Origin of the sequence: Variovorax sp. 54 (assembly GCF_002754375.1) — a bacterium.
Classification (GTDB): domain Bacteria; phylum Pseudomonadota; class Gammaproteobacteria; order Burkholderiales; family Burkholderiaceae_C; genus Variovorax.
This window is the reverse complement of the sequence record NZ_PEFF01000001.1, coordinates 6,267,929-6,289,994: the sequence shown is the minus strand read 5'-3', so window position 1 is coordinate 6,289,994 and position 22,066 is coordinate 6,267,929. Positions and strand designations below refer to the sequence as shown.

The window sequence follows — 22,066 nt, the reverse complement described above, 5'->3', positions numbered from 1 at the left end:
CGGGCGTGATCATCTCGCGTCAGATGAACCCGAAGTCTTGCTGCCCTCGCCCACCTGAACCCTGGTTCAGGATGCGGGTCCGGCACACCATCTGCAGACACCTTTTCCCGCCACGGCCCCCTGCTTCACCGCACGGGGCCGTTGCTTTTTCAGCCGCTCTTTTTCCAAACACCCCGTGAACTTCACCGCCCTGCTCGACCCGCTCCTGATCGCCGAACTCGCCGCGCTCGGCCTGGGCACCGGTTTCCTCGCGGGCCTCCTGGGCATCGGCGGCGGCATGCTGATGGTGCCGTTCATCACGATCATCATGGGCCAGCGCGGCGTGCCGGCCGACCTCGCGGTGAAGATGGCGATCGCGACCTCGATGGCGACGATCATCTTCACGTCGGTGTCCAGCGTGCGCGCGCACCACAAGCGCGGCGCGGTGCGCTGGGACATCGTGCAACGCCTGGCACCCGGCATCGTCATCGGCAGCCTCGCGGGCAGCCTGGGCGTGTTCGCGCTGCTCAAGGGCACGGCGCTGGCCATCTTCTTCGCGCTGTTCGTGGGCTTCTCGGCCACGCAGATGTTCCTCGACAAGAAGCCCAAGCCGACACGCCAGATGCCGGGCACCGGCGGCCAGCTCGCGGCGGGCGGCACCATCGGTTTCATCTCGGGCCTGGTGGGCGCGGGCGGCGGCTTCATCAGCGTGCCGTTCATGACCTGGTGCAACGTCGCGATCCACAACGCGGTGGCAACCAGCGCGGCGCTGGGCTTTCCGATTGCGGTGGCCAACGTGCTGGGCTATGTGCTCAGCGGCCAGTCGGTGCAGGGCCTGCCGGCCGGCGCCTTCGGCTACATCTGGCTGCCCGCGCTCGTGGTGATCGCGGCCTGCAGCGTGTTCACCGCGCCGCTGGGCGCCAAGGCCGCGCACAGCCTGCCGGTGAAGAAGCTCAAGCGCGTGTTCGCGAGCATCCTGTACCTGCTGGCCGCCTACATGCTCTGGAAGGGCCTGCGGGGCTGAGGCATATCAAACACTCCCCGGCTTTCCTGTGCCATCCTATGCGGCAGTTCTTCACAGTCGTATAAGGAAAGCCATGAAAATCCTCATCGCCGTCGACGGCAGCGCCTACACGCAAAAAGCCCTCAACTACCTGCTCGCCAACCGCGCCATGTTCGTGGACGGCCATGAGCTGGTGGTGGTGAATGTCTGCACGGGCATCTCCGGCCACGTGGCGCGACACCTCAGCAAGGAGATCGTCGCCGACTACTACGCCGAGGAAAACGCCAAGGTGCTCGACCCGGTGAAGGCCTGGTTCGCCGACAAGGGCGTGACCAACTACAAAGCCGACGCACGCCACGGCCACGCGTCTGAAGAAATCCTCAAGTCGGCCACCGAATCGAAGGCCGAGCTGATCGTGCTCGGCACGCACGGCCACGGCATCCTGGGCCGCGCGCTGATGGGTTCGGTCGCGACCAAGGTCGTGGCAGAGACCAACATCTCGGTGCTGCTGGTCCAGTAAGAAGACCCGGTCACCCCGGCGACGGCCGATGCGCCGTGGCCGCGGTCATGGTTGCGAGCGCTGCCGCCGCCATTCGCGCGGCGAACATCCGAAGCGCTCGCGAAACGCGCGGCTGAAATGCGCCGCGTCGTTGAACCCCCTCCCATACGCGATCTCCCCCACCGGCCGCCCTGCCAGGCGCGGCTCCAGCAGGTCGCGGCTGCACGCGTCAAGCCGGCGCTCCCAGATGTACTGCGAGGGCGTCAGCGGCTCGCTCTTGAACACGCGGTGGATATGGCTCACCGACATGCCCAGCTGCGCCGCCAGCGTGCCCACCGACAGCGTCGGGTCGGCCAGCTGCTCGTCGATGCGCTGCTTCACGCGCCCCAGGTGGTACGCCGTGAGGTTGCTGAGCGCCGGTGCGTGCGCCGCGGGCAGCGTCTGCAGGCCGGCCACGAGGATGTTCTGCACGCCATGCGCCACCGCCAGCGCCGAGGCCGGCTGCAGCGCGTCGAAGTCCTCGCGCAGCGTGCGGATCATGCCCAGCAGCAGGTGCCCCGCACCCTCGCGCCCTGACACGGTGGTGGCCGTGAGCGCCTCGGTGTCGCGCAGCTCGCTGCGCAGCCGCTCGCCGGGCAGCTTGAGCACGATCTGCTCGAAGGGCTGGTCGAACAGCAGCTCGTAAGGCCGCGTGCTGTCGTACAGCGCGAAGTCGCCGGCGCCGAGCACGGCGTCGCGCCCGTCCTGGCGCACCACGCCTTGCCCGCGCGCCTGGATGCTGACAAGAAAGCAGTCGTCGCTCGACGCGGCGATGTGGCGCGGCGTGCGCACCACCTTCTGCGCCCGCGAGGTCACGACCGACATGCCGAGGCCGGGCAGCGCGTGCTGGCGGATGCTGCCCTCGAAGTCGCCGCCGTCACCGGGGCGCACCGCATCGCATTCGAGCTGCACGTAGACGTTGCAGATCATGTCGGTCCAGTACGCGAGCCGCTGGTCGCGCGAAACGGCATCGGTGCTGAGCAGATGGGTCATCGGGGTCCTCGGAAGGCCTTCGCAAGGCACATGCAACGCTGGAACAAGAACGCCGCCAATCCGGGTCAAGGCGTTCCGGCGGCGCGAATCTACGCTTCATGCAACCCGCATGCCACCGCGCAAACCCGGTGCGCACGGCGGGGATTTCGTTACGTTCATTGCCCCTGGAGAACACCCCATGCCGACCACCGTCCACCCCAAGCTCCGCGTCGCCGCCGTGCAGGCCGCACCCGTGTTCCTCGACCTCGACGCCACCATCGACAAGACCATCGAGCTGATGGCGCAGGCCGCGCAACAGGGCGTGCAGCTCATCGCCTTTCCCGAGACCTGGGTGCCCGGCTACCCGTGGTGGGTCTGGCTCGATTCGCCGGCGTGGGGCATGCAGTTCGTGCAGCGCTACCACGACAACTCGCTGGTCATCGGCTCGCCCGAGTTCGAGCGCCTGCAGGCCGCGGCGCGCCAGCACAAGATCTGGCTGTCGCTCGGCTACAGCGAGAAAGCCGCGGGCAGCCTGTACATCGCGCAGGCGCTGATCGACGACCAGGGCCGCACGGTGCAGACGCGCCGCAAGCTCAAGCCCACGCACGTGGAGCGCACCGTGTTCGGCGAAGGCGACGGCGCCGACCTGCATGTGGTCGAGACGCCGCTGGGCAACATCGGCTCGCTGTGCTGCTGGGAGCATCTGCAGCCGCTGAGCAAGTACGCGATGTATTCGCAGAACGAGCAGATCCACTGCGGCGCATGGCCGAGCTTTTCGCTCTACCGCGGCGCGGCCTACGCGCTGGGCCATGAGGTCAACAACGCCGCGAGCCAGGTGTATGCGGTCGAGGGCGGCTGCTTCGTCATCGCGCCCTGCGCCACGGTGTCGAAGGCCATGAGCGAGCTGATGTGCACCGACGACGGCAAGCGGCAGATGCTGGGCGTCGGCGGCGGGCATGCGCGCATCTACGGTCCGGACGGTTCGCCGCTGGGCACGCCGCTGGCCGAGGACGCCGAAGGCCTGGTGATCGCCGACATCGACCTCGGCATGATCGCGCTCGCCAAGGCGGCGGCCGACCCGAGCGGCCACTATGCGCGGCCCGACGTCACGCAGCTGCTGCTGAACAAGACGCGGCGCACGCCCGTGGTGGTGCAGCTCACGCCGGAGCCTGAGGGCAGCGTGCCCGAGCCTGCGACTGTCCAGGCCTAGCCTGCGAACAGTTCCTTGTGCTCCGCCCGCAGCAGCGCCTTCTGCACCTTCCCCATCGTGTTGCGCGGCAGTTCCGGCACGACGAAGCAGCGCTTCGGAATCTTGAAGTTCGCGAGCTTGGCCTTGAGTTCGGCCACGATGGCGTCAGCGTCGATCGCGGCGCCGGCCTTGGGGATCACGATGGCCACGCCCACCTCGCCAAAATCGGGGTGCGGCACGCCGATGACGGCGCTTTCGGCCACGCCGGCCATCTCGTTGATGTAGCCCTCGATCTCGGCCGGGTAGACGTTGTAGCCGCCGCTGATGATCAGGTCCTTGCTGCGCCCCACGATGGTGATGTAGCCGCGTGCATCGATCTTGCCCACGTCGCCGGTCTTGAAGAAACCGTCGGCGGTGAACTCTTCCTTCGTCTTCTCGGGCATGCGCCAGTAGCCGGCGAACACGTTGGGGCCCTTCACCTGGATGCCGCCGATTTCGTCGACCGGCAGGTCCTTGCCCTCGTCGTCGCGCACGCGCAGCTGCACGCCGGGCAGCGCGAAGCCGACGGTGCCGCCGCGGCGCTCGCCCTTCTTCGCGTCGTACGGGTTGGACGTGAGCATCGCGGTCTCGCTCATGCCGTAGCGTTCGAGGATCGTGTGGCCGGTGCGCTCGCGCCATTCGTCAAAGGTCTCGATGAGCAGCGGCGCCGAGCCCGCGACGAACAGGCGCATGGTGCGCACCGCCTCGCGCGTGAGGCCCGGCTCGGCCAGCAGACGCACGTAGAGCGTGGGCACGCCCATGAACACGGTGGCCTCGGGCAGCTTGGCGACGATGCGCTTCGGGTCGAACTTCGAGAACCAGATGATCTTGCTGCCGTTGAGCAGCGCGCCGTGCAGCGCCACGAACAGCCCATGCACGTGGAAGATGGGCAGCGCGTGAATGAGCACGTCGCCCTTCTTCCAGCCCCAATAGGTCTTGAGCACTTCGGCGTTCGACAGCAGGTTGCGGTGCGTGAGCATCGCGCCCTTGCTGCGGCCCGTGGTGCCGCTGGTGTACAGGATGGCGGCGAGGTCGTCGGGCTTCTTGATGGCGACGGTGTGGCGGTCGCTGCAGCGCGCTGCAGCATCGAGCAGCGTGCCGGTGCGGTCGTCGTCCAGCGTGAACACATGGCGCGTGCCGGCCGCTTCGGCAATCGGGCGCACCCAGGCCGCGTTGCGGCCGGTGCACACGACCACGGCGGGCTCGGCGTTGCCGATGAAGTACTCGATCTCTGCGCTCTGGTAGGCCGTGTTGAGCGGCAGGAACACGTAGCCCGCGCGCAGGGTCGCGAGGTACAGCAGCATGGCTTCGACCGATTTCTCGACCTGCACGGCGACGCGTGCGCCCTTCTCGAGCTTCAGGCCGTCGAGCAGGTTGGCGATCATCGCGCTGGCGCGGTCGAGGTCGCGCCACGAGTAATGCAGGCCGTTCTCGGTCTCGACCGCGATGGCGTCGAGGTCGGCGGGAAAGGCCGCGCGCAAGGCGGCGAACAGGTTGGCGTTGGGGGAGGACTTCGTCTTCATCATCTTCGTCATCATCGAACGGCAGGCTCAGGAAGAGCGGAAATTCGGAGGGCGCTTGGCCAGGAAGGCATCGATGCCTTCGCGGTGCTCGGCGGTGTCGGCGTAGTCATACGCGGTGGCCAGCAACTGCTGCGCCGCCGCACCGCCGCTCTTCAGTGCGGTGAAGGTGGCCTTGTGCAGGCGCGCGGCCTGCGGCGACAGCGCCGCGATGCGCGCGGCATGCGCCTGCGCGGCGGCGGGCACTTCGGCGTCGGGCAGCACGTGCAAGAGAAAGCCGGCGTCGTACAGCCGCTGCGCGCCATGCACACCGGCGGCCAGCAGCATGTCGCGCGCCAGCACGTCGCCGATGGCGCCATGCACCAGCGCGGCTTCGCGCGGCGCCATCGGGAAGCCCAGCTTCGCGATCGGCGCGCCGAACTTCGACGACGCGCCGGCCAGGCGGATGTCGCAGCAGCTGGCGATCTCGACGCCGGCGCCCATGCAGGCACCTTCGATCTGGGCCACCAGCGGCAGCGGGTAGTCGAGCATCGCCTGCAGCGCGGCCCAGACTTCGTTTTCGTGGAATTCGCGCAGGCTCGCTTCCTCGAAGCGGAACGAGGGGTACTCGGAGATGTCGCCGCCCGCGCAGAAGGCACCGCCCTCCCCGCGCACGACGACGCAGCGCAACGCGCCGTCGTCGGCACGCAAGCCGTCGAACACCGCGCGCAACTCGCGCCACATGGCGCGCGTCATCGCATTGAGACGCCCCGGGTTCGACAGCGTGACGACCGCCACGGCGCCTTCGCGGCGCAGCGAGACCTGCCGATCGCTCATTCGAGCTTGGCGCCCGAGGCCTTCACGACGGTCGCCCATCGCTTGATCTCGGCGTTGACGAAGCGACCGTAGGCGGCGTTCGTGACGTTCGGAATCTCGGAGCCGTTCTGGGCCCAGATGGCTTTCAGCTCGTCGGTGCCGAGCGCCTTCTTCATCGTCTCGATGATCTGCGTCTGCGCTTCGGCCGGCGTGCCCTTGGGCGCCCACAGGCCATACCAGGTGGTGACGGTGTAGTCGGGCAAGCCGACCTCGGCGGCGCAGGGCACGTCGGGGAAGGCGGGGTTGCGCTTGGCGCCGGCGACCATCAGCGCCTTGACGCGCCCGCCCTTGATATGCTGCGCGGAAGAACCGAGGCCGTCGAACATCAGGTCGACGTTGCCCGCGATCAGGTCGGACAGCGCCGGGCCCGCGCCGCGGTACGGAATGTGGGTGATGAAGGTGCCGGTCTGCAGCTTGAACAGCTCGCCCGCCAGGTGGTGCGACGTGCCCGAGCCGGCCGAACCGTAGTTGAGCTTGCCGGGGTTGCGCTTGGCGGTGGCAATGAATTCCTGGATGGTCGCGGCCTGCACCCGCTTCGGGTTGACCACCACCACCTGCGGCACGTTGGCCAGCAGCATCAGGGGCACGAAGTCTTTCTCGAGGTCGTAGTCGAGCTTGGGGTAGATCGACGGTGCGATGGCGTGGTGCACGGCGCCCATGAAGAGCGAGTAGCCGTCGGCCGGCAGCTTGGCTGCAATGCTCGCGCCCACGGTGCCGCCGGCGCCGCCGCGGTTGTCGATGACCAGCGTCTGGCCTGCAGCGCGTGAGAACTGGGCCGACAGCGGGCGCGCAAAGGCGTCGGTGCCTCCGCCGGCCGGGAACGGCACCACCATGGTCACCGGCTTGGTCGGCCAGCCTTGGGCGCGCGCACCACCGCAAAGGGCCACGGCCCCGGCAGCGGCGGCGACGCGCAGCACATCGCGTCGTTGAAAACTCTGTTGCGTCATCTGTCTCGTCTCCTGTCGTCGTCGTTGTGGAAGTTGCCGCCCTCCGGCGGTCAAGGTGCGGGCCGCAGCGCTGCCGCGGCGAAGCGAACGGACTCAGCCTTTTTTGAGGAACAGGCCTTCGATGTCTCCCGAAACCGCGATCTTGCCTTCGGCCAGCCAGGTGCGATGGCGGTCCAGGCGCTTGAGGTCGTACAGGTAGTTGACCATGAGGCCATACGACTGCTTGAGCCCCTTGGCCGACGGGTCGCCGGCCCAGTTGAGCCGTTCGACGCGCGCGCCATTGCCAAGGTGGAAGCGCGCCACCGGGTCGGCCGGCGTGCCGTCGACCAGCGTGCGGCCCAGGTACTCGGCAGCGGCCTGCAGCAGCCACTGGCGCAGCGGCGATTTCGCGTCGAGCTCTGCGGCCGCATCGACCGCGGCCAGCAAGCGCTCGGCCGTCGGCGGCACCGAGCCGACGAGGCGGCCGAGTTCGGCTTCGCGCTTCTCGTCCAGGCGCGGCAGCAGCTCGGCGGCGTTCTTGGCGAGCCACGCGCGCAGGCCCGGAATGGGCGACAGCGTGGCGAAGGTCTTCAGGCGCGGCAGCTCGTCCTGCAGGGTCTCGACCACGCGCTTGATGAGCGAGTCGCCAAAGCTCACGCCGCGCAGGCCGGTCTGCGTGTTGCTGATCGAATAGAAGATCGCGGTGGTCGCCTTGGCCGGCTGCACCGGCACGGCGGCCTCGTCGAGCAGCGGCATGATGCCTTCGCTGATGCGGTCGACCAGCGCCACCTCGACAAAGATGAGCGGTTCGTTCGGCAGGCGCGGATGGAAGAAGCCGTAGCAGCGGCGGTCGCTGTCGTCGAGCCGGTTCTTCACATCGGACCAGCTCTTGATGTCATGCACCGCCTCGTAGCGGATGAGCTTCTCGATCAGCGACGCCGGCGAGTTCCAGTCGATGCGGCGCAGCTCAAGGAACGCCACGTCGAACCAGGTGGAAAACAGGTGCTCCAGCTCGGCCTCGAGCGCGAGCAGGCGCTTGTCGGACTTCAGGCACGGCAGCAGGTCGGCGCGCAGGTCGACCAGAAAGCGCATGCCACCAGGCTCGACCGCGAAGCGCTGCAGCAGCCGCATGCGCGGCGACACCAGCGCGCGGCGCAGGCGCAGCTCGGCCTGCCCTTCGTCGGGCGTGCCGACGGCGGTCTGGTGCTGGTCGCGCGCGCTGTTGAGCTTGCCCGCGTCGGCGGCGAAATGCTCGCTCATGAGCGCCCAGTAGTCGCGGCGCTCTTCAGGCGAAGCGCCGGCGTAGGCCTGCGCGATGGCATGGGCGCGGCGGCCGCCCTCGACCTCGCTCACGCGCGGATCGATCACGGCCTGCAACTCGGCCAGCACGCGGCGCAGTGTGCGCGGCGACAGCGCCTCGTCGGCCTTGCGCAGCGTGGCCAGCAGCCGCTCGGCGGTGGTGCGGGCGCTGGGCTTGGGCGTGTGGCGGGCCGAGCCCTTCGTGGCGCCGTTGCTCGCCACGGGGACCTTGGACGATTCGCCCATGCGCAGGCGCGCCTGGAACCACTCGGTCGCACTCATCGATCTGCTCCTGTGCCGTTGGCTATATGGGCGGTGCCTCTCACGGCATCACCCGGGATTTCTGCTGTTGCATGACTTCGCGCAATGCTTCGCGCTGGCGCGTCATGTGGGTGCGCATGGCGGCGTCGGCGCCTTCGCTGTCGCGCGCCTTGAGCGCCGCGAACACGGCCAGGTGCTCCGACAGGCTCTGGTCGAGCCGCCCCGGCGCGTGCAGCTGCTGCAGCCGCGCGAGTTTGAGAATCTTGCGCAGGTCGCCGATCACCAGCGCCAGCCACTTGTTGTCGGCGAGCTTGATGATCGCCTCGTGAATGATGTGGTTGGTGGCGTAGTAGTCGTTGATGCGCCGCGCCTTGGCATAGCGCACCAGGCGCTCGTGCAACGCGTCGAGCTCGTTCAGCTCGGCGTCGCTGGCGTTGCGCGCAGCCTCGTAGGCGCAGCGCCCTTCGAGCAGCGCAATGACCGGAAAGATCTCGTCGAGGTCGCGCTCCGTCACCTCGTTCACGAAGCAGCCGCGGCGCGGCTCATGGCGCAGCAGGCCTTCAGCCGTGAGCACCTTCAGCGCTTCGCGCAGCGGCGTGCGCGAGATCGACAGCCGCTCGCACAGGGTCACCTCGTCCACGAAGCTGCCGGGCGCCAGCGTGCCGTCGAAGATCTGCTCGCGCAGGGTGGCGGCGACTTCGTCGTGGAGGGAATTGGGGACCAGGCGCATGCGTTGAAGACTCGGAAAGTCGGTGGGCGTTTCGCGTAATTTCCTGTAATTACGCATAATTGTGAGTGGACAGTTAACGCAATGCAAGGGCCACGCCCTGCCCTTGCGGCCCGGAATTACCCTGAGACGGACGAAAAAAAGCGGCGTGCACCCGAAGGTGCTGCGCCGCGTTTCGCGGGTGTATCGCGGGTGTGTGGAGCGTCAGGCGCGCGCGGTGCTGCCGGTCTTGCCGGCCCGGCCGAACCAGATCCACAGCGCGATGCCGCCGATCACCATCGGCACGCTGAGCCACTGGCCCTGGCTCAGGCTGAGCGCGCGCAGACCCAGGAAATCGTCGGGCTCGCGGAAGTACTCGGCCACGAAGCGCAGCACGCCATAGCCGATGAGGAACACGGCGGCGACCTGCCCCTGCTTGCGCTCCTTGCGCGCGTAGAGCCACATCACGACGAACAGCAGCAGCCCTTCGAGCAGGAACTGGTAGACCTGCGACGGATGGCGCGGCAGCGTCGAGCCGCTTTGTGGGAACACCATGCCCCACGGCAGGTCGGGGCTGCTGAAGCGGCCCCACAGCTCGCCGTTGATGAAGTTGCCCACGCGGCCCGCGGCCAGGCCGGTCGGCACGCAGGGCGCAACGAAGTCCATCACCTGCCAGAACGGCCGCGCACGCGAGCGCGAGAACCACACCATGGCGCCGACCACGCCGAGCAGGCCGCCGTGGAAGCTCATGCCGCCCTGCCACACATACAGGATCTCGAGCGGGTGCGTGAGGTAGTACCCGGGCTTGTAGAACAGGCAGTAGCCGAGCCGGCCACCGACGATCACGCCCATGACGCCGAGGAACAGGATGTCCTCAATGTCCTTGCGTTGCCACACGCCGGCCGTGGCCAGCGAGCGGAACGGCTCGTGGCGCAGGCGGCGCGTGCCAAGAAAGTAAAACAGCGCGAAGGCCGCCAGGTAGGTCAGGCCGTACCAGTGAATGGCCACCGGCCCCAGCTGCAAGGCGACGGGATTGATCTGCGGATACATGAGCATCCGACGATTGTGCCGTGGCGCCATGACGCCGCCGGCACGGGGGCATTCAGGGCAATGTCAGCGCCCGAACTTCCACCAGAGCAACCCCGCCACCACGGCCGGCACCGCGAAGATGAACAGGAAGATCGGCAGCTCCTCGGCCACCGAGTACCCGGCCTTGAGCACGCCCACGGCCATGTTGATGCCCGCGCCGACGAACCACGCCGGAATGAACCACTTGGCCGCCGCAGCCAGCGCCATCGACGAGCCGTCGCCCATGAAGCGGCCGGCCAGAAGAAACACCACCAGCAGCGCGAAGCCGCCGCCCATCACCATGACTGTGTGCATCTGCGTTGTCCTCCTGAAGGCATCTTGCCGGATGTTGCCGGATCAGCGCGTGGTGTAGCCACCGTTGGCGAAGATCGTCTGGCCCGTGATCCACCAGCCCTCGGTGACCAGGAAGCGCACGATGGGCGCGATGTCCTCGATGTCGGTGAGGCCCTTCTTCGAGTACTTGCTGAGCGCGGCGGCGGTGCTGTGGTACGCCACGGCCTCGGGGCTTTCCTGGCCGTAGAAGAACGGCGTGTCCATCGGGCCCGGGCCGATGGCATTCACCGAGATGCCGCGCTCGCCGAACTCCTTGGAGGCCGCGCGCGTGAAGTGCTCCACCGCCGCCTTGGCCGCCGGGTAGATCGCATAGAACGGCGTGTAGGCGGCGAGCAGCGAGCTCACCAGCGTCACGATGCTGCCGCCGTCGGCCATCGTGCGGCCGGCCTGCTGGATGAAGAAGAAGGCCGCCTTGGAATTGGCGTCGAAGCTCTTGTCGTAGTCGGCCTCGGTGATGTCGAGGATCGGCTTCTTGATCACCACGCCCGCCGTGTTGATCGCCAGGTCGACCTGGCCGAAGTGCTTCACGGCCTGGTCGAACAGCTTGACGTTGTTCTCGACCACGGCGAGGTCGCCCTGCACCAGCAGCGTGTCTGCCCCCTTGGCCTTCAGCGCGGCGGCGGTCTGCTCGGCCTCGGCGCGCGAGCTGTCGCTGTTGTAGTGGATGGCGATGCCGCGGGCGCCGCCGTCGACCAGCAGATGGGCGATGAGGGCACCGAGGTTCTTGCCACCGCCGGCGATGACGGCGACCTTGTTCGTGAGCGTGCGTGCGGACATGGATGAACTCCTCTGGATGAATGAAAAACCCGAACGACCCGGGTCGGGATGTGTGACCGAGCCGCCAGTCTATTGATCGCCAAGTTGCAGATAAATCATTCATTGAAGGCTAGACTGTTCTGAAAACCACGAACAATCAGCCCGCAGCCATGGACCGCATCGAACTCCTCCAGGTTTTCCTGCGCGTGGCCGAAACCGGCAGCTTCACGCGCGCCGCCGACCGGCTCGCCCTGCCGCGCGCCACCATCTCGACCGCCATCCAGCAGCTCGAAGCCCGCCTGGGCTCGCGCCTGCTGCACCGCACCACCCGCCGCGTGGGCCTCACGCCCGACGGCGAGGTGCTGCTCGAGCGGGCCCGCGCACTGGTGGCCGACATGGAAGACATGGAGCAGCAGTTCCAGCCCGCGCACAGCAGCGTGAGCGGACGGCTCAAGGTCGATGTGCCCAGTCGCATCGCGCGCCTGCTGATCGCGCCGGCGCTGCCGGACTTCTTTGCGCGCCACCCGGCGGTCGAACTGGAACTCGGTTCCAGCGACCGCGCGGTCGACCTCGTGCTCGAAGGCGTGGACTGCGCCCTGCGCGTCGGCCCGCTCGCCAGCAGCAGCCTCGTGGCCCGGCCGCTGGGGCATTTCACGCTCATCAACTGCGCGAGCCCGGCCTACCTCGCACAGCACGGCACGCCGCGCACGCCGGCCGACCTGCCGCAGCACTTCGCGATCAACTACGCCTCGCCGACCAGCGGCCGCGCCGCGCCCTGGGAATGGCAGCTGCGCGACGGCGAAACCCAGACGCTGCGGCTGCGCAGCCGCGTGGCGGCGAACAACGCCGAGACCTACATCGCGTGCGCCCTGGCGGGGCTGGGGATGATCCAGATCCCGGCCTACGACGTGCGCGCGCACCTGGCGGCCGGCGAGCTGGTCGAGGTGCTGCCCGATGCGCGTGCCGAGCCACTGCCGGTGCACCTTGTGTACCCGCACCGGCGCAACCTGTCGCGACGGGTGCAGGCCTTCGCCGGCTGGCTCGACGCGTTGCTGACCGCCTCGCTCGATGCACCCTTGCCCTCACCCGCCGGCCGCGCGTCGCGCAGCCCCTGAGCCTTAGGCCGGCACGCGCCCGGCCCGCTCGCGCACGAAGGCCACGAAGCGCGCCAGTGCCGGGTGCGCCGCCTGCGCGGGCCACACGAGGCTGGTCTCGCACACCGGCAAGGTCACGCGGCGGCGCCCCACGCCCTTGAACTCATGGACCTGCCGGTAGACCACGCCCGCGCGCCGGAACTGCATCACGCTGTGCGGCACCCAGGCCGCGCCGATGCCACCGGACACGAGGTTGACGATGGTCTGCATCTGGATCGCCTCCTGCGCCACCTGCGGCGTGCGCCCGGCCGCGTGGTACAGGTCGAAGATCGCGTCGTGCAGCGAGGGCACGATGCGGCGCGGAAAGATCACCAGCGGCTCGTCCAGCACCTCGGCCAGCGGCACGGGCCGCGCCTCGGCCAGCCGGTGCTGGGCAGGCAGCGCGAGCACCAGCGGCTCCACCTCGACCGGCAGGCAGGCCAGCCCCGGCGGCGCGGCGCCCGGCGAATGCAGCATCAGGCCGGCGTCGATCTCGCCGCGCGCAAAGGCTTCGAGCTGCACGTCGCCGGTGGCCTCGACCAGCTCCAGCGCCACCTCGGGGCACAGCACGCGGAACTCGCGCACCCAGGCCGGCAGCTGCTCGAAGCCGACGGTCGAAACAAAGGCGATGCGCACGCGCCCCACCTGCCCCGCCGCCGCCGCGCGCGCCCGCGCCGGCAGCGCCTGGGCGCGTGCCAGCAGTTCGCGCACGTCGGGCAGCAGCGCCTCGCCGGCCGGCGTGAGGGCCACGCGGCGGCGCGTGCGGTCGAACAGCACCACGCCCAGCGTTTTCTCGAGCTGGGCGATGGCTTGCGTGACCGGCGGCTGCGTCATGTGCAGGCGCAGGGCGGCACGGCCGAAGTGCAGTTCTTCGGCCACGGCCACGAACTGGCGCCAGGCGCGCAGGTCGATGAGGGCTTCATTCATACGCCGAGCATATCAATCCATGCGTCAAATTGGATTGGAACCAATCAATCAGAAGTCCGATACTTGGCGCTTCCCCTCACGATCTCCCCACGACAGAAGAGACACCATGGACACCAAGACCATCCAGATCAATCGCCGCAGCGCGAACATCACCGAAGGCAAGAGCCGCGCCCCCAACCGCTCGATGTTCTACGCCATGGGCTACGAGGAAGGCGACTTCAAGAAGCCGATGGTCGGCGTCGCCAACGGCCACAGCACGATCACGCCCTGCAACTCGGGCCTGCAGAAGCTGGCCGACGCGGCCATCGAGGGCATCGAGGAAGCCGGCGGCAACGCGCAGGTGTTCGGCACCCCCACCATCTCCGACGGCATGGCCATGGGCACCGAAGGCATGAAGTACTCGCTGGTGAGCCGCGAGGTGATCTCCGACTGCATCGAGACCTGCGTCGGCGGCCAGTGGATGGACGGCGTGTTGGTGGTCGGCGGCTGCGACAAGAACATGCCCGGCGGCCTCATGGGCATGTTGCGCGCCAACGTGCCGGCCATCTACGTCTACGGCGGCACCATCCTGCCGGGCCGCTACAAGGGGCAGGACCTGAACATCGTGAGCGTGTTCGAGGCCGTGGGCCAGAACGCCGCCGGCAACATGAGCGACGAAGACCTGCACGAGATCGAGAAGCGCGCCATTCCCGGCACGGGCTCCTGCGGCGGCATGTACACGGCCAACACCATGTCCAGCGCGTTCGAAGCGCTCGGCATCTCGCTGCCCTACTCGTCGACCATGGCGAATCCGCACGACGAGAAGGCCAACTCGGCCAAGGAGTCGGCCAAGGTGCTGATCGAGGCGATCAAGAAAGACCTGAAGCCGCGCGACATCGTGACCAAGAAGGCCATCGAGAACGCCGTGGCCGTCATCATGGCCACCGGCGGCTCGACCAACGCGGTGCTGCACTTCCTGGCGATTGCGCACGCGGCCGAAGTCGAATGGACCATCGACGACTTCGAGCGCATGCGCAAGAAGGTGCCGGTGCTGTGCGACCTGAAGCCCTCGGGCAAGTACCTCGCGGTCGACCTGCACCAGGCCGGCGGCATTCCGCAGGTCATGAAGGTGCTGCTGAAAGCCGGCCTGCTGCACGGCGACTGCATCACCATCAGCGGGCAGACCATCGAAGAAGTGCTGAAGGACGTGCCCGACGTGCCGCGCGCCGATCAGGACGTGATCCGCCCGATCGACAAGCCGATGTACGACGAAGGCCACCTGGCCATCCTGAAGGGCAACCTGTCGCCCGAAGGCGCCGTGGCCAAGATCACTGGCCTGAAGAACCCTGTCATCACCGGCCCGGCCCGCGTGTTCGACGACGAGCAGTCGGCGCTGCAGGCCATCCTGGCCGGCAAGATCGTCGCCGGCGACGTGATGGTGCTGCGCTACCTCGGCCCCAAGGGCGGCCCGGGCATGCCGGAAATGCTGGCCCCGACGGGCGCGCTGATCGGCGCGGGCCTGGGCGAAAGCGTCGGCCTCATCACCGACGGCCGCTTCTCGGGTGGCACCTGGGGCATGGTGGTCGGCCACGTCGCACCGGAAGCGGCAGCGGGCGGCACCATTGCGTTCGTGAACGAAGGCGACTCGATCACCATCGACGCGCACAAGCTGGTGCTCGAACTGAACGTACCCGAAGCCGAAATTGCCAAGCGCCGCGAAGGCTGGAAGGCGCCGGCCCCGCGCTACACGCGCGGCGTGCAGGCCAAGTTCGCGTTCAACGCCTCGAGCGCGAGCTCGGGCGCGGTGCTCGACAAGTTCTAAGACGAACTCAGCCCATCATCCACGCGCCGTAGCCGAAGGCCATGAAGCCCAGGCCGACGATCGCAAAGATGGCCCGGGCTTCGAAGTCCATCGCCGGGGGAAAGCTCTGCACGACGAAGTGCAGCAGCGCCCCCGCGCCGATGGTGAGAAAACCCGCACCGAACTGCTTCATCGCGCTCGCATCGGGGTAGAGAAACACCAGCGCGAAGCCGGCAAGGAACACCACGTTCGCCAGCACCGTGCCGCGCGTGCGCCATCTCTTCTGCAGGGGTGTCGGCTCGCGCACCGGCGCCGGCTGGCCCTTGCGGCCTTCCTTGAGCGCCAGGCCGGTGAAGAACAGGCCGAACATCGTCGGAAAGCCGCCGAAGAGGCCCAGCCCCCAGACGATGCCCCACATGTTCTGGAAGTCGGCCACCAGGGCCTGGGCCGGGTCGGCGGTGCTGTAGCGCACCTCGACCGCGTCGCCCCACTCTTTCTCCGACAGGCTGCCGCCGAGCCCTTTGACGCGGCGTTTCTGCCCATCGCCGGCGGTGTACTCGACGACGGGCGCGCGCGTGGTGATGACGTCGCCCTTGCTGTCCTTGCTGCGCTCTTCCACGAACTCGACCAGGCTGCCTTGCGTGGGGGCCGTGCCCGCGATCGACTGGTAGCGCTGCCAGCCCACCGTGATCGCGCCGTACAGGCCGGCGCAGCCGATCAGCAGTGCGCCGACACCAGCACCCCAAAAGAAGGTCTTGAAGCGCCCGACCAATGCGCCGACGGCCGGCCCGACCAGCAGCGACAGCCCGAAGACGAGCAAGGCGTGGGTGGCGGCTTCGTCGTCCATGGCGCGCGTCCTGTCGGCATGCAGCGCGGGGGGTGACGGAGCCGCGTGGTCAGCGGCGCGGGCGCTGTTGCCCGTTGCTGGTGCGAAGGCCCATGTTGGTCTTCTGGCGGTCGATGCGCGCCTGCTTGCGGCGCTCTTCGCGCTCAATAACTTTGCGCTTCGTGTAACCCGACGAATCGGCCCAGGCCCACCATGCCAGGGCCAGCGCGAACGGGCTCAGCACGATCCACCAGCTCCAGCCGGCGACCATGCCCACTTCGAAATATCTGAGGGCTATGCCAAGCAGGCCCAAGAGCAGAAACCACATCGCGAATACCCTCCGAGTTGGTCGGTATCGCCGCCGGTGCGTGTGCACCGCGCTACCTACAATCGCGTTGGATCGAATGTAACTCAGCCCTTACGAAAACAGTCCCCATGAAAAGAACGATGTTGATGGCAGCCCTGGGCCTCGGCCTCGCGGCGCCCGCCTTTGCCGACCTGGCCCTTGCCACGTCGAAGAACTGCATGAGCTGCCACGCGGTCGAACGCAAGGTGCTCGGGCCGTCGTTCAAGGACATCGCGGCCAAATACAAGGACGACAAGGGTGCAGCCAACACGCTGGCCACCAAGATCATCAAGGGCGGCTCCGGCGTGTGGGGCCCGGTGCCGATGCCGGCCAACAACCAGGTCAGCGAAGCCGATGCGAAGAAGCTCGCAGCCTGGGTGTTGTCGACGAAGTAAGAAAAGAAACGCCCGACGCGCTCGGTCAGAGCGTCGGGTTGATGTCGCTGGGCAGCGGACGGCGTTCGATGCGGTCTTCGAGCTGCCCGATGTGCGCCGCCACCGTGTTGTCGGTCTGGTCCGAACGCAGCTTGACCGCGCGTTCCAGCTGCTCCATCCGGGCCAGCAGCGCCGTGTGCCGGTCGGCGTTGTGCGACATGTGCTGCTTCTCCTGCGCTTCCAGGAAGTTGCGCAGTTCGGTGAAGCGCGAGGCCTCGGCCTTGTCGGCGAGGTCGCGCTGGGTCTGCATTTCCTTCGTGTGGCGCTTGGTCTCCAGCAGCACCGAGCTGTGCAGGTACAGCACATACACGAGGAAGAAGGCCGCGAGCACGGCCGTGAGCCCCAGCATGATCAGCCCCAGCGGCGCCGACACGCTCATGAAGCCGAGCCACACGTCGGTGGGGGCCGACAGCGTGCCCCAGTTCAGCGCGGCAAGCCCCGCGATGAGCAGCACGATGACAAAAAGAAAAGCGGATCTCACGCCCATGTGGCGCCTCCTTGCAAACAGCCGGTCACGATGACAAAAGCCGCGCGCCTGTCATGGCGCGCGGTGACGACATCGGTTTTACCTCAGCAAAGAGCCCGCTTTGGTGCACACGGCCGCACAAACGGCCATGTCCTACACCTCTCAACAGCCGGTTCGTGACAACTGTTCCGGATTGGCCGGATTCGACCAATCCGTGGGTCAGTTCGTCTCCGACAACTGATCGAGGATCGCCGGATTTTCGAGCGTCGACGTGTCCTGCGTGATCGCCTCACCCTTTGCAATGCTGCGCAACAAACGCCGCATGATCTTCCCGCTGCGCGTCTTGGGCAGGTTGTCGCCGAAGCGGATGTCCTTGGGCTTGGCGATGGGGCCGATTTCCTTGGCGACCCAGGCGCGCAGTTCGTTGGCGATCTGCTTGGCCTCTTCGCCGGTCGGGCGCGAGCGCTTGAGCACGACGAAGGCGCACACGGCCTCGCCGGTCACGTCGTCGGGGCGGCCCACCACCGCGGCTTCGGCCACGAGGTCGGTCTTGGACACCAGCGCCGATTCGATTTCCATCGTGCCCAGGCGGTGGCCCGACACATTCAGCACGTCGTCGATGCGGCCCGTGATGCGGAAGTAGCCGCGGTCGGCACTGCGCACCGCGCCGTCGCCGGCCAGGTAAATGGTGCCGCCCATTTCCTCAGGGAAGTAGCTCTTCTTGAAGCGCTCGGGATCGTTCCAGATGGTGCGGATCATCGAGGGCCAGGGCCGCTTGATGACCAGCATGCCGCCTGCGCCGTTGGGCAGGTCCTTGCCGGTCTCGTCGACGATGGCGGCCATGATGCCCGGCAGCGGCAAGGTGCACGAACCCGGCACCAGCGGTGTGGCGCCCGGCAGCGGCGTGATGACGTGGCCGCCCGTTTCGGTCTGCCAGAAGGTGTCGACGATCGGGCAGCGCTCGCCACCGATATTGCGGTGGTACCACATCCAGGCTTCGGGGTTGATCGGCTCGCCGACCGAACCGAGGATGCGCAGGCTGGTCAGGTCCCAGTTCTTCGGGTGCACTTTTTCGTCGCCTTCGGCCGCCTTGATGAGCGAGCGGATCGCGGTGGGCGCGGTATAGAAGATCGAGACCTTGTGCTTCTCGATCATTTCCCAGAAGCGGCCCGCGTGCGGGAAGGTCGGAATGCCCTCGAACACGACCTGCGTGGCGCCGGCCGCGAGCGGGCCGTAGGCGACGTAGGTGTGGCCGGTGATCCAGCCGATGTCGGCGGTGCACCAGAACACGTCTTCGGGGCGGATGTCGAAGGTCCAGTCCATCGTGAGCTTGGCCCACAGCAGGTAGCCGCCGGTGGCGTGTTGCACGCCCTTGGGCTTGCCGGTGGAGCCCGAGGTGTAGAGGATGAACAGCGGGTGCTCGGCATTGACCGGCACGGGCGCGCACTCGGTGCTCTGCCCTGCCATCGCTTCGGTGAAGGTCTTGTCGCGGCCCTCGACGCGGTTCCACGTGGTGGGCGTGCGCTCGTACACGAGCACGGTCTTGAGCGTGTCGCAGCCGCCCAGCGCGATGCCGTCGTCGACGATGGCTTTCAGCGGCAGTTCCTTGCCGCCGCGCAGCTGGTAGTTGGCGGTGATGACGGCCACGGCGCCCGCGTCGATGATGCGTTCCTGCAGCGCCTTGGCCGAGAAGCCGCCGAACACCACGCTGTGGGTGGCGCCGATGCGCGCGCAGGCCTGCATGGCGACCACGCCTTCGATGGTCATCGGCATGTAGATGATGACGCGGTCGCCCTTCTGGATGCCCTGCGCCTTGAGCGCGTTGGCGAACTGGCTCACGCGGGCCAGCAGTTCCTTGTAGGTGACGCGGGTGACGGCGCCGTCGTCGGCTTCGAAGACGATGGCGGTCTTGTTTTCGACGGGGGTGCCGATGTGCTTGTCCAGGCAGTTGGCGCTGGCATTGAGCTCGCCGTCACCGAACCATTCGTAGAACGGCGCCTTCGATTCGTCGAGGGTGCGGGTGAAGGGCTTGGTCCACTGGAGGTTGTCCTTGGCCAGCCGGGTCCAGAAGCCTTCGAAGTCCTGTTCGGCTTCCTTGCACAATGCCTCGTAGGCGGCCATGCTGGCAATGCGGGCGCCTTCGGTGGCGCGGGCGTCGGGCGGGAACACACGGTTCTCCACGAGGACGGATTCAATGTTCTTCGATGCGCTGCTCATGCTCTTGTCTCCTGATTGAATGCGGCCGTAATGTCGGGGCACGCACTTACGGGCCACTGACGGGGTCGATGTTAGTTCGCAGGGTTATCACGAGTGCGTCACTGGGAGACCTCTAAAATCGCCCGACTTTTTACATCTGTCTTCTTACTTCATGTCCGCCCCCGATCCTTTCGACGCCCGGAACGCGCCCGTACCAGCGCGCAGTTCCCCGCTGAAGCCCCTGCCCCGGCTCATCTTCGCGAGCCGCTGGCTGCAGCTGCCGCTGTACCTGGGGCTGATCGTGGCGCAGGGTGTGTACGTGGTGCACTTCCTGGTCGAGCTGCTGCACCTGGTCGAAGCCGCCTTCGGCAACAAGGACGCGCTGCAGGCCCTCATCGCGAGCATCGGCTACAAGACCACCGCCCCGGTCGGCGCGCTCAACGAGACGGTGATCATGCTGGTGGTGCTGGCGCTGATCGACGTGGTGATGATCTCCAACCTGCTGATCATGGTGATCGTGGGCGGCTACGAGACCTTCGTGAGCCGCATGGACCTCGAAGGCCACCAGGACCAGCCCGAGTGGCTGAGCCACGTGAACGCCTCGGTGCTGAAGGTGAAGCTGGCCACCGCCATCATTGGCATCAGCTCGATCCACCTGCTCAAGACCTTCATCAACGCGGACAACTACACCGACAAGGTGCTGATCGCGCAGACCGTGATCCACATCGCGTTCCTGTTCTCGGCCATGGCCATCGCCTACACCGACAAGCTCATGAACGAGGCGGCCGCCGCCAACACGCGCCACTAAGACGGCGTATCCCAGGCCGGCACTTCGGTGAAGCGCTCGGCCAGAAAATCGAGCAAGGTGCGCAGCGCAGACGGCATGTGCTTGCGCGAGGCGTACACCGCATACACCCCCAGCACCTGCGGCTCGTGATCGGGAAAGAGCGACACCAGTTCGCCCGATTGCAGCAACCCCGACGTCAGATAGGTGGGCAGCATCGCGATGCCCGCCCCGGCCTGCGCCAGCGCCATCAGGCTGGCCGCGTCGTTGGTCGACAGGTTGCCTGCCACCGCCACCGAAACCGGCAGGCCGTCGGCCTTGCGCGTGAAGTTCCAGAGGCTGCGGCCGAAATACGAATGCGTGAGGCAGTTGCGCTGCGCCAGCTCTTCCACGCGCTGCGGCTGGCCGTGCACCTTCAGGTAATCGGGCGTCGCGCAAACCACCGAGCGGCACACCGAGAGGCGGCGCGCAATGAGGTTCGGATCGATCTCGGCTGACACGCGGATCGCGAGGTCGATGCGCTCGTCCACCAGGTTGACCGCGCGATCGAGCAGCACCAGGTCGACCGCCACGCCCGGGTAGCGCCGCACGTAATCGGCCACCGCGCGGGCCAGCTGCGCCTGCGCGAACGAGGTGCTGGCGGTGATGCGCAGCTGCCCGCTCGGCGCCTCGGCCGGATGGCGCACCGCCGCCTGCATGTCGCCCGCGAGTTCCAGCACCTGGCGGCAGCGCGGCAGCAGTTCCTCGCCCGCCGCCGTGAGGCTGAGGCGCCGCGTCGTGCGGTGCAGCAGGCGTGCGCCGGTCCATTGCTCCAGCTCGGCCACGTAGCGCGTGACCACCGGGCGAGACATGTCGAGCTTGTCGGCCGCGGCCGAAAGGCTGCCCGCATCCACGACGGTGACGAACACTCGCATTGCATTCAATCGATCCATTCGAACGATTTTAGGAATAAAGAAGCGCGGAATTCGAGGTATTTCTTTCGAAACCAGAAACCTAAGATGCGGTTCATCCCCTTCCCAACCTTTTGACTGGAGTCCCTCATGAGCCACATCGCCATCATCGGAGCCACTGGACGCGCCGGCAGCCGCCTTCTCGAAGAAGCGCTGCGCCGCGGGCACACCGTCACCGCCATCGCGCGCCAGGCCAGCGAAAAGCTGTCGGGCCGCGCCAACGTGAAGGCTGTCGATGTCGACGCGCTCGACGCCGCCGCCCTCGAAAAGGCCGTGGCCGGCCATGACGCCGTGTTCAGCGCCGCGCATTTCGCCACCGTGCCGCCCGCGGCCGTCATCGAGCCGGTCAAGCGCGCGGGCGTGAAGCGCCTGCTGGTGGTCGGCGGCGCCGGCAGCCTGTTCGCGGCGCCCGGCCTGAAGGTGATCGACACGCCGAACTTCCCCGATGCCTACCGCGCCGAAGCCACGGCCGGCGGCGTGTTCCTGGACGCGCTGCGCAACGAGAAGGACCTCGACTGGACCTTCCTGTCGCCCTCCGCCGAGTTCGTCGAAGGTGAGCGCACGGGCAAGTTCCGCCTCGGCACCGACGACCTGCTGGTGAGCGCGGAAGGCCGCAGCTGGATCACGTTCGAGGACTACGCAATCGCGTTCATCGACGAACTCGAGAAGCCCGCGCATTCGCGCCAGCGCTACACGATCGGCTACTGATCGATCGATCAAGCGCCAACGAAAAAGGACCCTCGCGGGTCCTTTTTTCAT

Annotated in this window: 23 protein-coding genes; 8 read left to right on the top strand and 15 right to left on the bottom strand. The window is 67.5% G+C overall.

Features of this window, described 5'->3' with window-relative positions:
- Nucleotides 1-175: 175 nt before the first annotated feature.
- Complete coding sequence (locus CLU95_RS28810) at nt 176-1,003, top strand: sulfite exporter TauE/SafE family protein (protein WP_099796752.1); 828 nt, start codon at nt 176-178, stop codon at nt 1,001-1,003.
- 73 nt (nt 1,004-1,076) lie between these two features.
- Nucleotides 1,077-1,502 (top strand): universal stress protein, encoded by a 426-nt coding sequence (locus CLU95_RS28805; protein ID WP_099796751.1) that lies wholly within the window; start codon nt 1,077-1,079, stop codon nt 1,500-1,502.
- 45 nt (nt 1,503-1,547) lie between these two features.
- On the opposite strand, the gene CLU95_RS28800 is transcribed toward CLU95_RS28805, so the two are convergent.
- Nucleotides 1,548-2,513: a helix-turn-helix domain-containing protein gene (locus CLU95_RS28800; protein ID WP_099796750.1), complete on the bottom strand. Its 966-nt coding sequence runs from the start codon at nt 2,511-2,513 to the stop codon at nt 1,548-1,550.
- A gap of 178 nt (nt 2,514-2,691) precedes the next feature.
- On the opposite strand from CLU95_RS28800, the gene CLU95_RS28795 reads away from it, so the two are divergent.
- A complete protein-coding gene (locus CLU95_RS28795) occupies nt 2,692-3,702 on the top strand; it encodes a carbon-nitrogen hydrolase family protein (RefSeq protein ID WP_099796749.1) in 1,011 nt (336 codons plus the stop codon).
- On the opposite strand, the gene CLU95_RS28790 is transcribed toward CLU95_RS28795, so the two are convergent.
- The 8 genes from CLU95_RS28790 to CLU95_RS28755 all read right to left on the bottom strand — a co-directional run bounded on the left by CLU95_RS28790 (nt 3,699) and on the right by CLU95_RS28755 (nt 11,486).
- Nucleotides 3,699-5,243 carry a malonate--CoA ligase gene (locus CLU95_RS28790; RefSeq protein WP_099797517.1) on the bottom strand — a complete coding sequence of 515 codons (1,545 nt, stop codon included), beginning with the start codon at nt 5,241-5,243 and terminating at the stop codon, nt 3,699-3,701. The genes CLU95_RS28795 and CLU95_RS28790 overlap by 4 nt on opposite strands.
- Nucleotides 5,244-5,270: 27 nt before the next feature.
- Nucleotides 5,271-6,056, bottom strand: a complete 786-nt coding sequence (locus CLU95_RS28785; RefSeq protein WP_099796748.1) for an enoyl-CoA hydratase/isomerase family protein — start codon at nt 6,054-6,056, stop codon at nt 5,271-5,273.
- Nucleotides 6,053-7,042 (bottom strand): Bug family tripartite tricarboxylate transporter substrate binding protein, encoded by a 990-nt coding sequence (locus CLU95_RS28780; RefSeq protein WP_099796747.1) that lies wholly within the window; start codon nt 7,040-7,042, stop codon nt 6,053-6,055. The genes CLU95_RS28785 and CLU95_RS28780 overlap by 4 nt, the downstream gene beginning before the upstream one ends.
- Before the next feature lie 93 nt (nt 7,043-7,135).
- Nucleotides 7,136-8,602, bottom strand: a complete 1,467-nt coding sequence (locus CLU95_RS28775; RefSeq protein WP_099796746.1) for a malonyl-CoA decarboxylase — start codon at nt 8,600-8,602, stop codon at nt 7,136-7,138.
- A 40-nt stretch (nt 8,603-8,642) separates the two neighbouring features.
- Entirely contained in the window at nt 8,643-9,311 is a 669-nt protein-coding gene (locus tag CLU95_RS28770) for a GntR family transcriptional regulator (RefSeq protein WP_099796745.1), read from the bottom strand.
- Nucleotides 9,312-9,512: 201 nt separating this feature from the next.
- A complete protein-coding gene (gene lgt, locus CLU95_RS28765) occupies nt 9,513-10,343 on the bottom strand; it encodes a prolipoprotein diacylglyceryl transferase (RefSeq protein ID WP_099796744.1) in 831 nt (276 codons plus the stop codon).
- Between the two features lie 57 nt (nt 10,344-10,400).
- On the bottom strand, nt 10,401-10,670 hold the full coding sequence (locus CLU95_RS28760; protein ID WP_099796743.1) for a hypothetical protein: 270 nt from the start codon (nt 10,668-10,670) through the stop codon (nt 10,401-10,403).
- 42 nt (nt 10,671-10,712) lie between these two features.
- Nucleotides 10,713-11,486: an SDR family oxidoreductase gene (locus CLU95_RS28755; RefSeq protein ID WP_099796742.1), complete on the bottom strand. Its 774-nt coding sequence runs from the start codon at nt 11,484-11,486 to the stop codon at nt 10,713-10,715.
- Nucleotides 11,487-11,635: 149 nt separating this feature from the next.
- Between CLU95_RS28755 and CLU95_RS28750 the strand changes: the two genes are divergently transcribed.
- Nucleotides 11,636-12,580, top strand: coding sequence for a LysR family transcriptional regulator (locus tag CLU95_RS28750; RefSeq protein ID WP_099796741.1), 945 nt, complete (start codon nt 11,636-11,638; stop codon nt 12,578-12,580).
- 3 nt (nt 12,581-12,583) lie between these two features.
- Here the strand turns inward: CLU95_RS28750 and CLU95_RS28745 are convergent, their stop codons facing one another.
- Entirely contained in the window at nt 12,584-13,525 is a 942-nt protein-coding gene (locus CLU95_RS28745) for a LysR family transcriptional regulator (RefSeq protein WP_099796740.1), read from the bottom strand.
- Between the two features lie 106 nt (nt 13,526-13,631).
- On the opposite strand from CLU95_RS28745, the gene ilvD reads away from it, so the two are divergent.
- Nucleotides 13,632-15,326 (top strand): dihydroxy-acid dehydratase, encoded by a 1,695-nt coding sequence (gene ilvD / locus CLU95_RS28740; RefSeq protein WP_099796739.1) that lies wholly within the window; start codon nt 13,632-13,634, stop codon nt 15,324-15,326.
- 7 nt (nt 15,327-15,333) lie between these two features.
- On the opposite strand, the gene CLU95_RS28735 is transcribed toward ilvD, so the two are convergent.
- Together CLU95_RS28735 and CLU95_RS28730 are read right to left on the bottom strand one after the other, a co-directional pair.
- Nucleotides 15,334-16,152, bottom strand: coding sequence for a DUF3592 domain-containing protein (locus tag CLU95_RS28735; RefSeq protein ID WP_099796738.1), 819 nt, complete (start codon nt 16,150-16,152; stop codon nt 15,334-15,336).
- Nucleotides 16,153-16,201: 49 nt separating this feature from the next.
- Complete coding sequence (locus CLU95_RS28730; RefSeq protein ID WP_099796737.1) at nt 16,202-16,459, bottom strand: TIGR04438 family Trp-rich protein; 258 nt, start codon at nt 16,457-16,459, stop codon at nt 16,202-16,204.
- A 107-nt stretch (nt 16,460-16,566) separates the two neighbouring features.
- Between CLU95_RS28730 and CLU95_RS28725 the strand changes: the two genes are divergently transcribed.
- Nucleotides 16,567-16,872, top strand: a complete 306-nt coding sequence (locus tag CLU95_RS28725; protein WP_062482639.1) for a c-type cytochrome — start codon at nt 16,567-16,569, stop codon at nt 16,870-16,872.
- A 25-nt stretch (nt 16,873-16,897) separates the two neighbouring features.
- On the opposite strand, the gene CLU95_RS28720 is transcribed toward CLU95_RS28725, so the two are convergent.
- Nucleotides 16,898-17,398, bottom strand: coding sequence for a Signal transduction histidine kinase (locus CLU95_RS28720; RefSeq protein ID WP_099796736.1), 501 nt, complete (start codon nt 17,396-17,398; stop codon nt 16,898-16,900).
- Nucleotides 17,399-17,596: 198 nt separating this feature from the next.
- Nucleotides 17,597-19,594 carry an acetate--CoA ligase gene (gene acs / locus CLU95_RS28715; RefSeq protein WP_099796735.1) on the bottom strand — a complete coding sequence of 666 codons (1,998 nt, stop codon included), beginning with the start codon at nt 19,592-19,594 and terminating at the stop codon, nt 17,597-17,599.
- A 151-nt stretch (nt 19,595-19,745) separates the two neighbouring features.
- Between acs and CLU95_RS28710 the strand changes: the two genes are divergently transcribed.
- Nucleotides 19,746-20,381: a YqhA family protein gene (locus tag CLU95_RS28710; RefSeq protein WP_099796734.1), complete on the top strand. Its 636-nt coding sequence runs from the start codon at nt 19,746-19,748 to the stop codon at nt 20,379-20,381.
- On the opposite strand, the gene CLU95_RS28705 is transcribed toward CLU95_RS28710, so the two are convergent.
- Nucleotides 20,378-21,289 (bottom strand): LysR family transcriptional regulator, encoded by a 912-nt coding sequence (locus tag CLU95_RS28705; RefSeq protein WP_099796733.1) that lies wholly within the window; start codon nt 21,287-21,289, stop codon nt 20,378-20,380. The genes CLU95_RS28710 and CLU95_RS28705 overlap by 4 nt on opposite strands.
- 108 nt (nt 21,290-21,397) lie before the next feature.
- On the opposite strand from CLU95_RS28705, the gene CLU95_RS28700 reads away from it, so the two are divergent.
- Nucleotides 21,398-22,015, top strand: coding sequence for an NAD(P)-dependent oxidoreductase (locus CLU95_RS28700; protein WP_099796732.1), 618 nt, complete (start codon nt 21,398-21,400; stop codon nt 22,013-22,015).
- Nucleotides 22,016-22,066 lie beyond the last annotated feature (51 nt).

Bases quoted from the DNA above. Each gene is read 5' to 3' on its own strand.
- lgt (WP_099796744.1), bottom strand. From the start codon at position 10,343: ATGCTCATGTATCCGCAGATCAATCCCGTCGCCTTGCAGCTGGGGCCG.
- CLU95_RS28730 (WP_099796737.1), bottom strand. From the start codon at position 16,459: ATGTGGTTTCTGCTCTTGGGCCTGCTTGGCATAGCCCTCAGATATTTC.
- CLU95_RS28700 (WP_099796732.1), top strand. From the start codon at position 21,398: ATGAGCCACATCGCCATCATCGGAGCCACTGGACGCGCCGGCAGCCGC.
- CLU95_RS28705 (WP_099796733.1), bottom strand. From the start codon at position 21,289: ATGGATCGATTGAATGCAATGCGAGTGTTCGTCACCGTCGTGGATGCG.
- acs (WP_099796735.1), bottom strand. From the start codon at position 19,594: ATGAGCAGCGCATCGAAGAACATTGAATCCGTCCTCGTGGAGAACCGT.
- CLU95_RS28800 (WP_099796750.1), bottom strand. From the start codon at position 2,513: ATGACCCATCTGCTCAGCACCGATGCCGTTTCGCGCGACCAGCGGCTC.
- CLU95_RS28780 (WP_099796747.1), bottom strand. From the start codon at position 7,042: ATGACGCAACAGAGTTTTCAACGACGCGATGTGCTGCGCGTCGCCGCC.
- CLU95_RS28770 (WP_099796745.1), bottom strand. From the start codon at position 9,311: ATGCGCCTGGTCCCCAATTCCCTCCACGACGAAGTCGCCGCCACCCTG.
- CLU95_RS28720 (WP_099796736.1), bottom strand. From the start codon at position 17,398: ATGGGCGTGAGATCCGCTTTTCTTTTTGTCATCGTGCTGCTCATCGCG.
- CLU95_RS28725 (WP_062482639.1), top strand. From the start codon at position 16,567: ATGAAAAGAACGATGTTGATGGCAGCCCTGGGCCTCGGCCTCGCGGCG.
- CLU95_RS28710 (WP_099796734.1), top strand. From the start codon at position 19,746: ATGTCCGCCCCCGATCCTTTCGACGCCCGGAACGCGCCCGTACCAGCG.
- CLU95_RS28775 (WP_099796746.1), bottom strand. From the start codon at position 8,602: ATGAGTGCGACCGAGTGGTTCCAGGCGCGCCTGCGCATGGGCGAATCG.
- CLU95_RS28795 (WP_099796749.1), top strand. From the start codon at position 2,692: ATGCCGACCACCGTCCACCCCAAGCTCCGCGTCGCCGCCGTGCAGGCC.
- CLU95_RS28790 (WP_099797517.1), bottom strand. From the start codon at position 5,243: ATGAAGACGAAGTCCTCCCCCAACGCCAACCTGTTCGCCGCCTTGCGC.
- CLU95_RS28735 (WP_099796738.1), bottom strand. From the start codon at position 16,152: ATGGACGACGAAGCCGCCACCCACGCCTTGCTCGTCTTCGGGCTGTCG.
- CLU95_RS28805 (WP_099796751.1), top strand. From the start codon at position 1,077: ATGAAAATCCTCATCGCCGTCGACGGCAGCGCCTACACGCAAAAAGCC.
- CLU95_RS28760 (WP_099796743.1), bottom strand. From the start codon at position 10,670: ATGCACACAGTCATGGTGATGGGCGGCGGCTTCGCGCTGCTGGTGGTG.
- CLU95_RS28745 (WP_099796740.1), bottom strand. From the start codon at position 13,525: ATGAATGAAGCCCTCATCGACCTGCGCGCCTGGCGCCAGTTCGTGGCC.
- ilvD (WP_099796739.1), top strand. From the start codon at position 13,632: ATGGACACCAAGACCATCCAGATCAATCGCCGCAGCGCGAACATCACC.
- CLU95_RS28755 (WP_099796742.1), bottom strand. From the start codon at position 11,486: ATGTCCGCACGCACGCTCACGAACAAGGTCGCCGTCATCGCCGGCGGT.
- CLU95_RS28785 (WP_099796748.1), bottom strand. From the start codon at position 6,056: ATGAGCGATCGGCAGGTCTCGCTGCGCCGCGAAGGCGCCGTGGCGGTC.
- CLU95_RS28750 (WP_099796741.1), top strand. From the start codon at position 11,636: ATGGACCGCATCGAACTCCTCCAGGTTTTCCTGCGCGTGGCCGAAACC.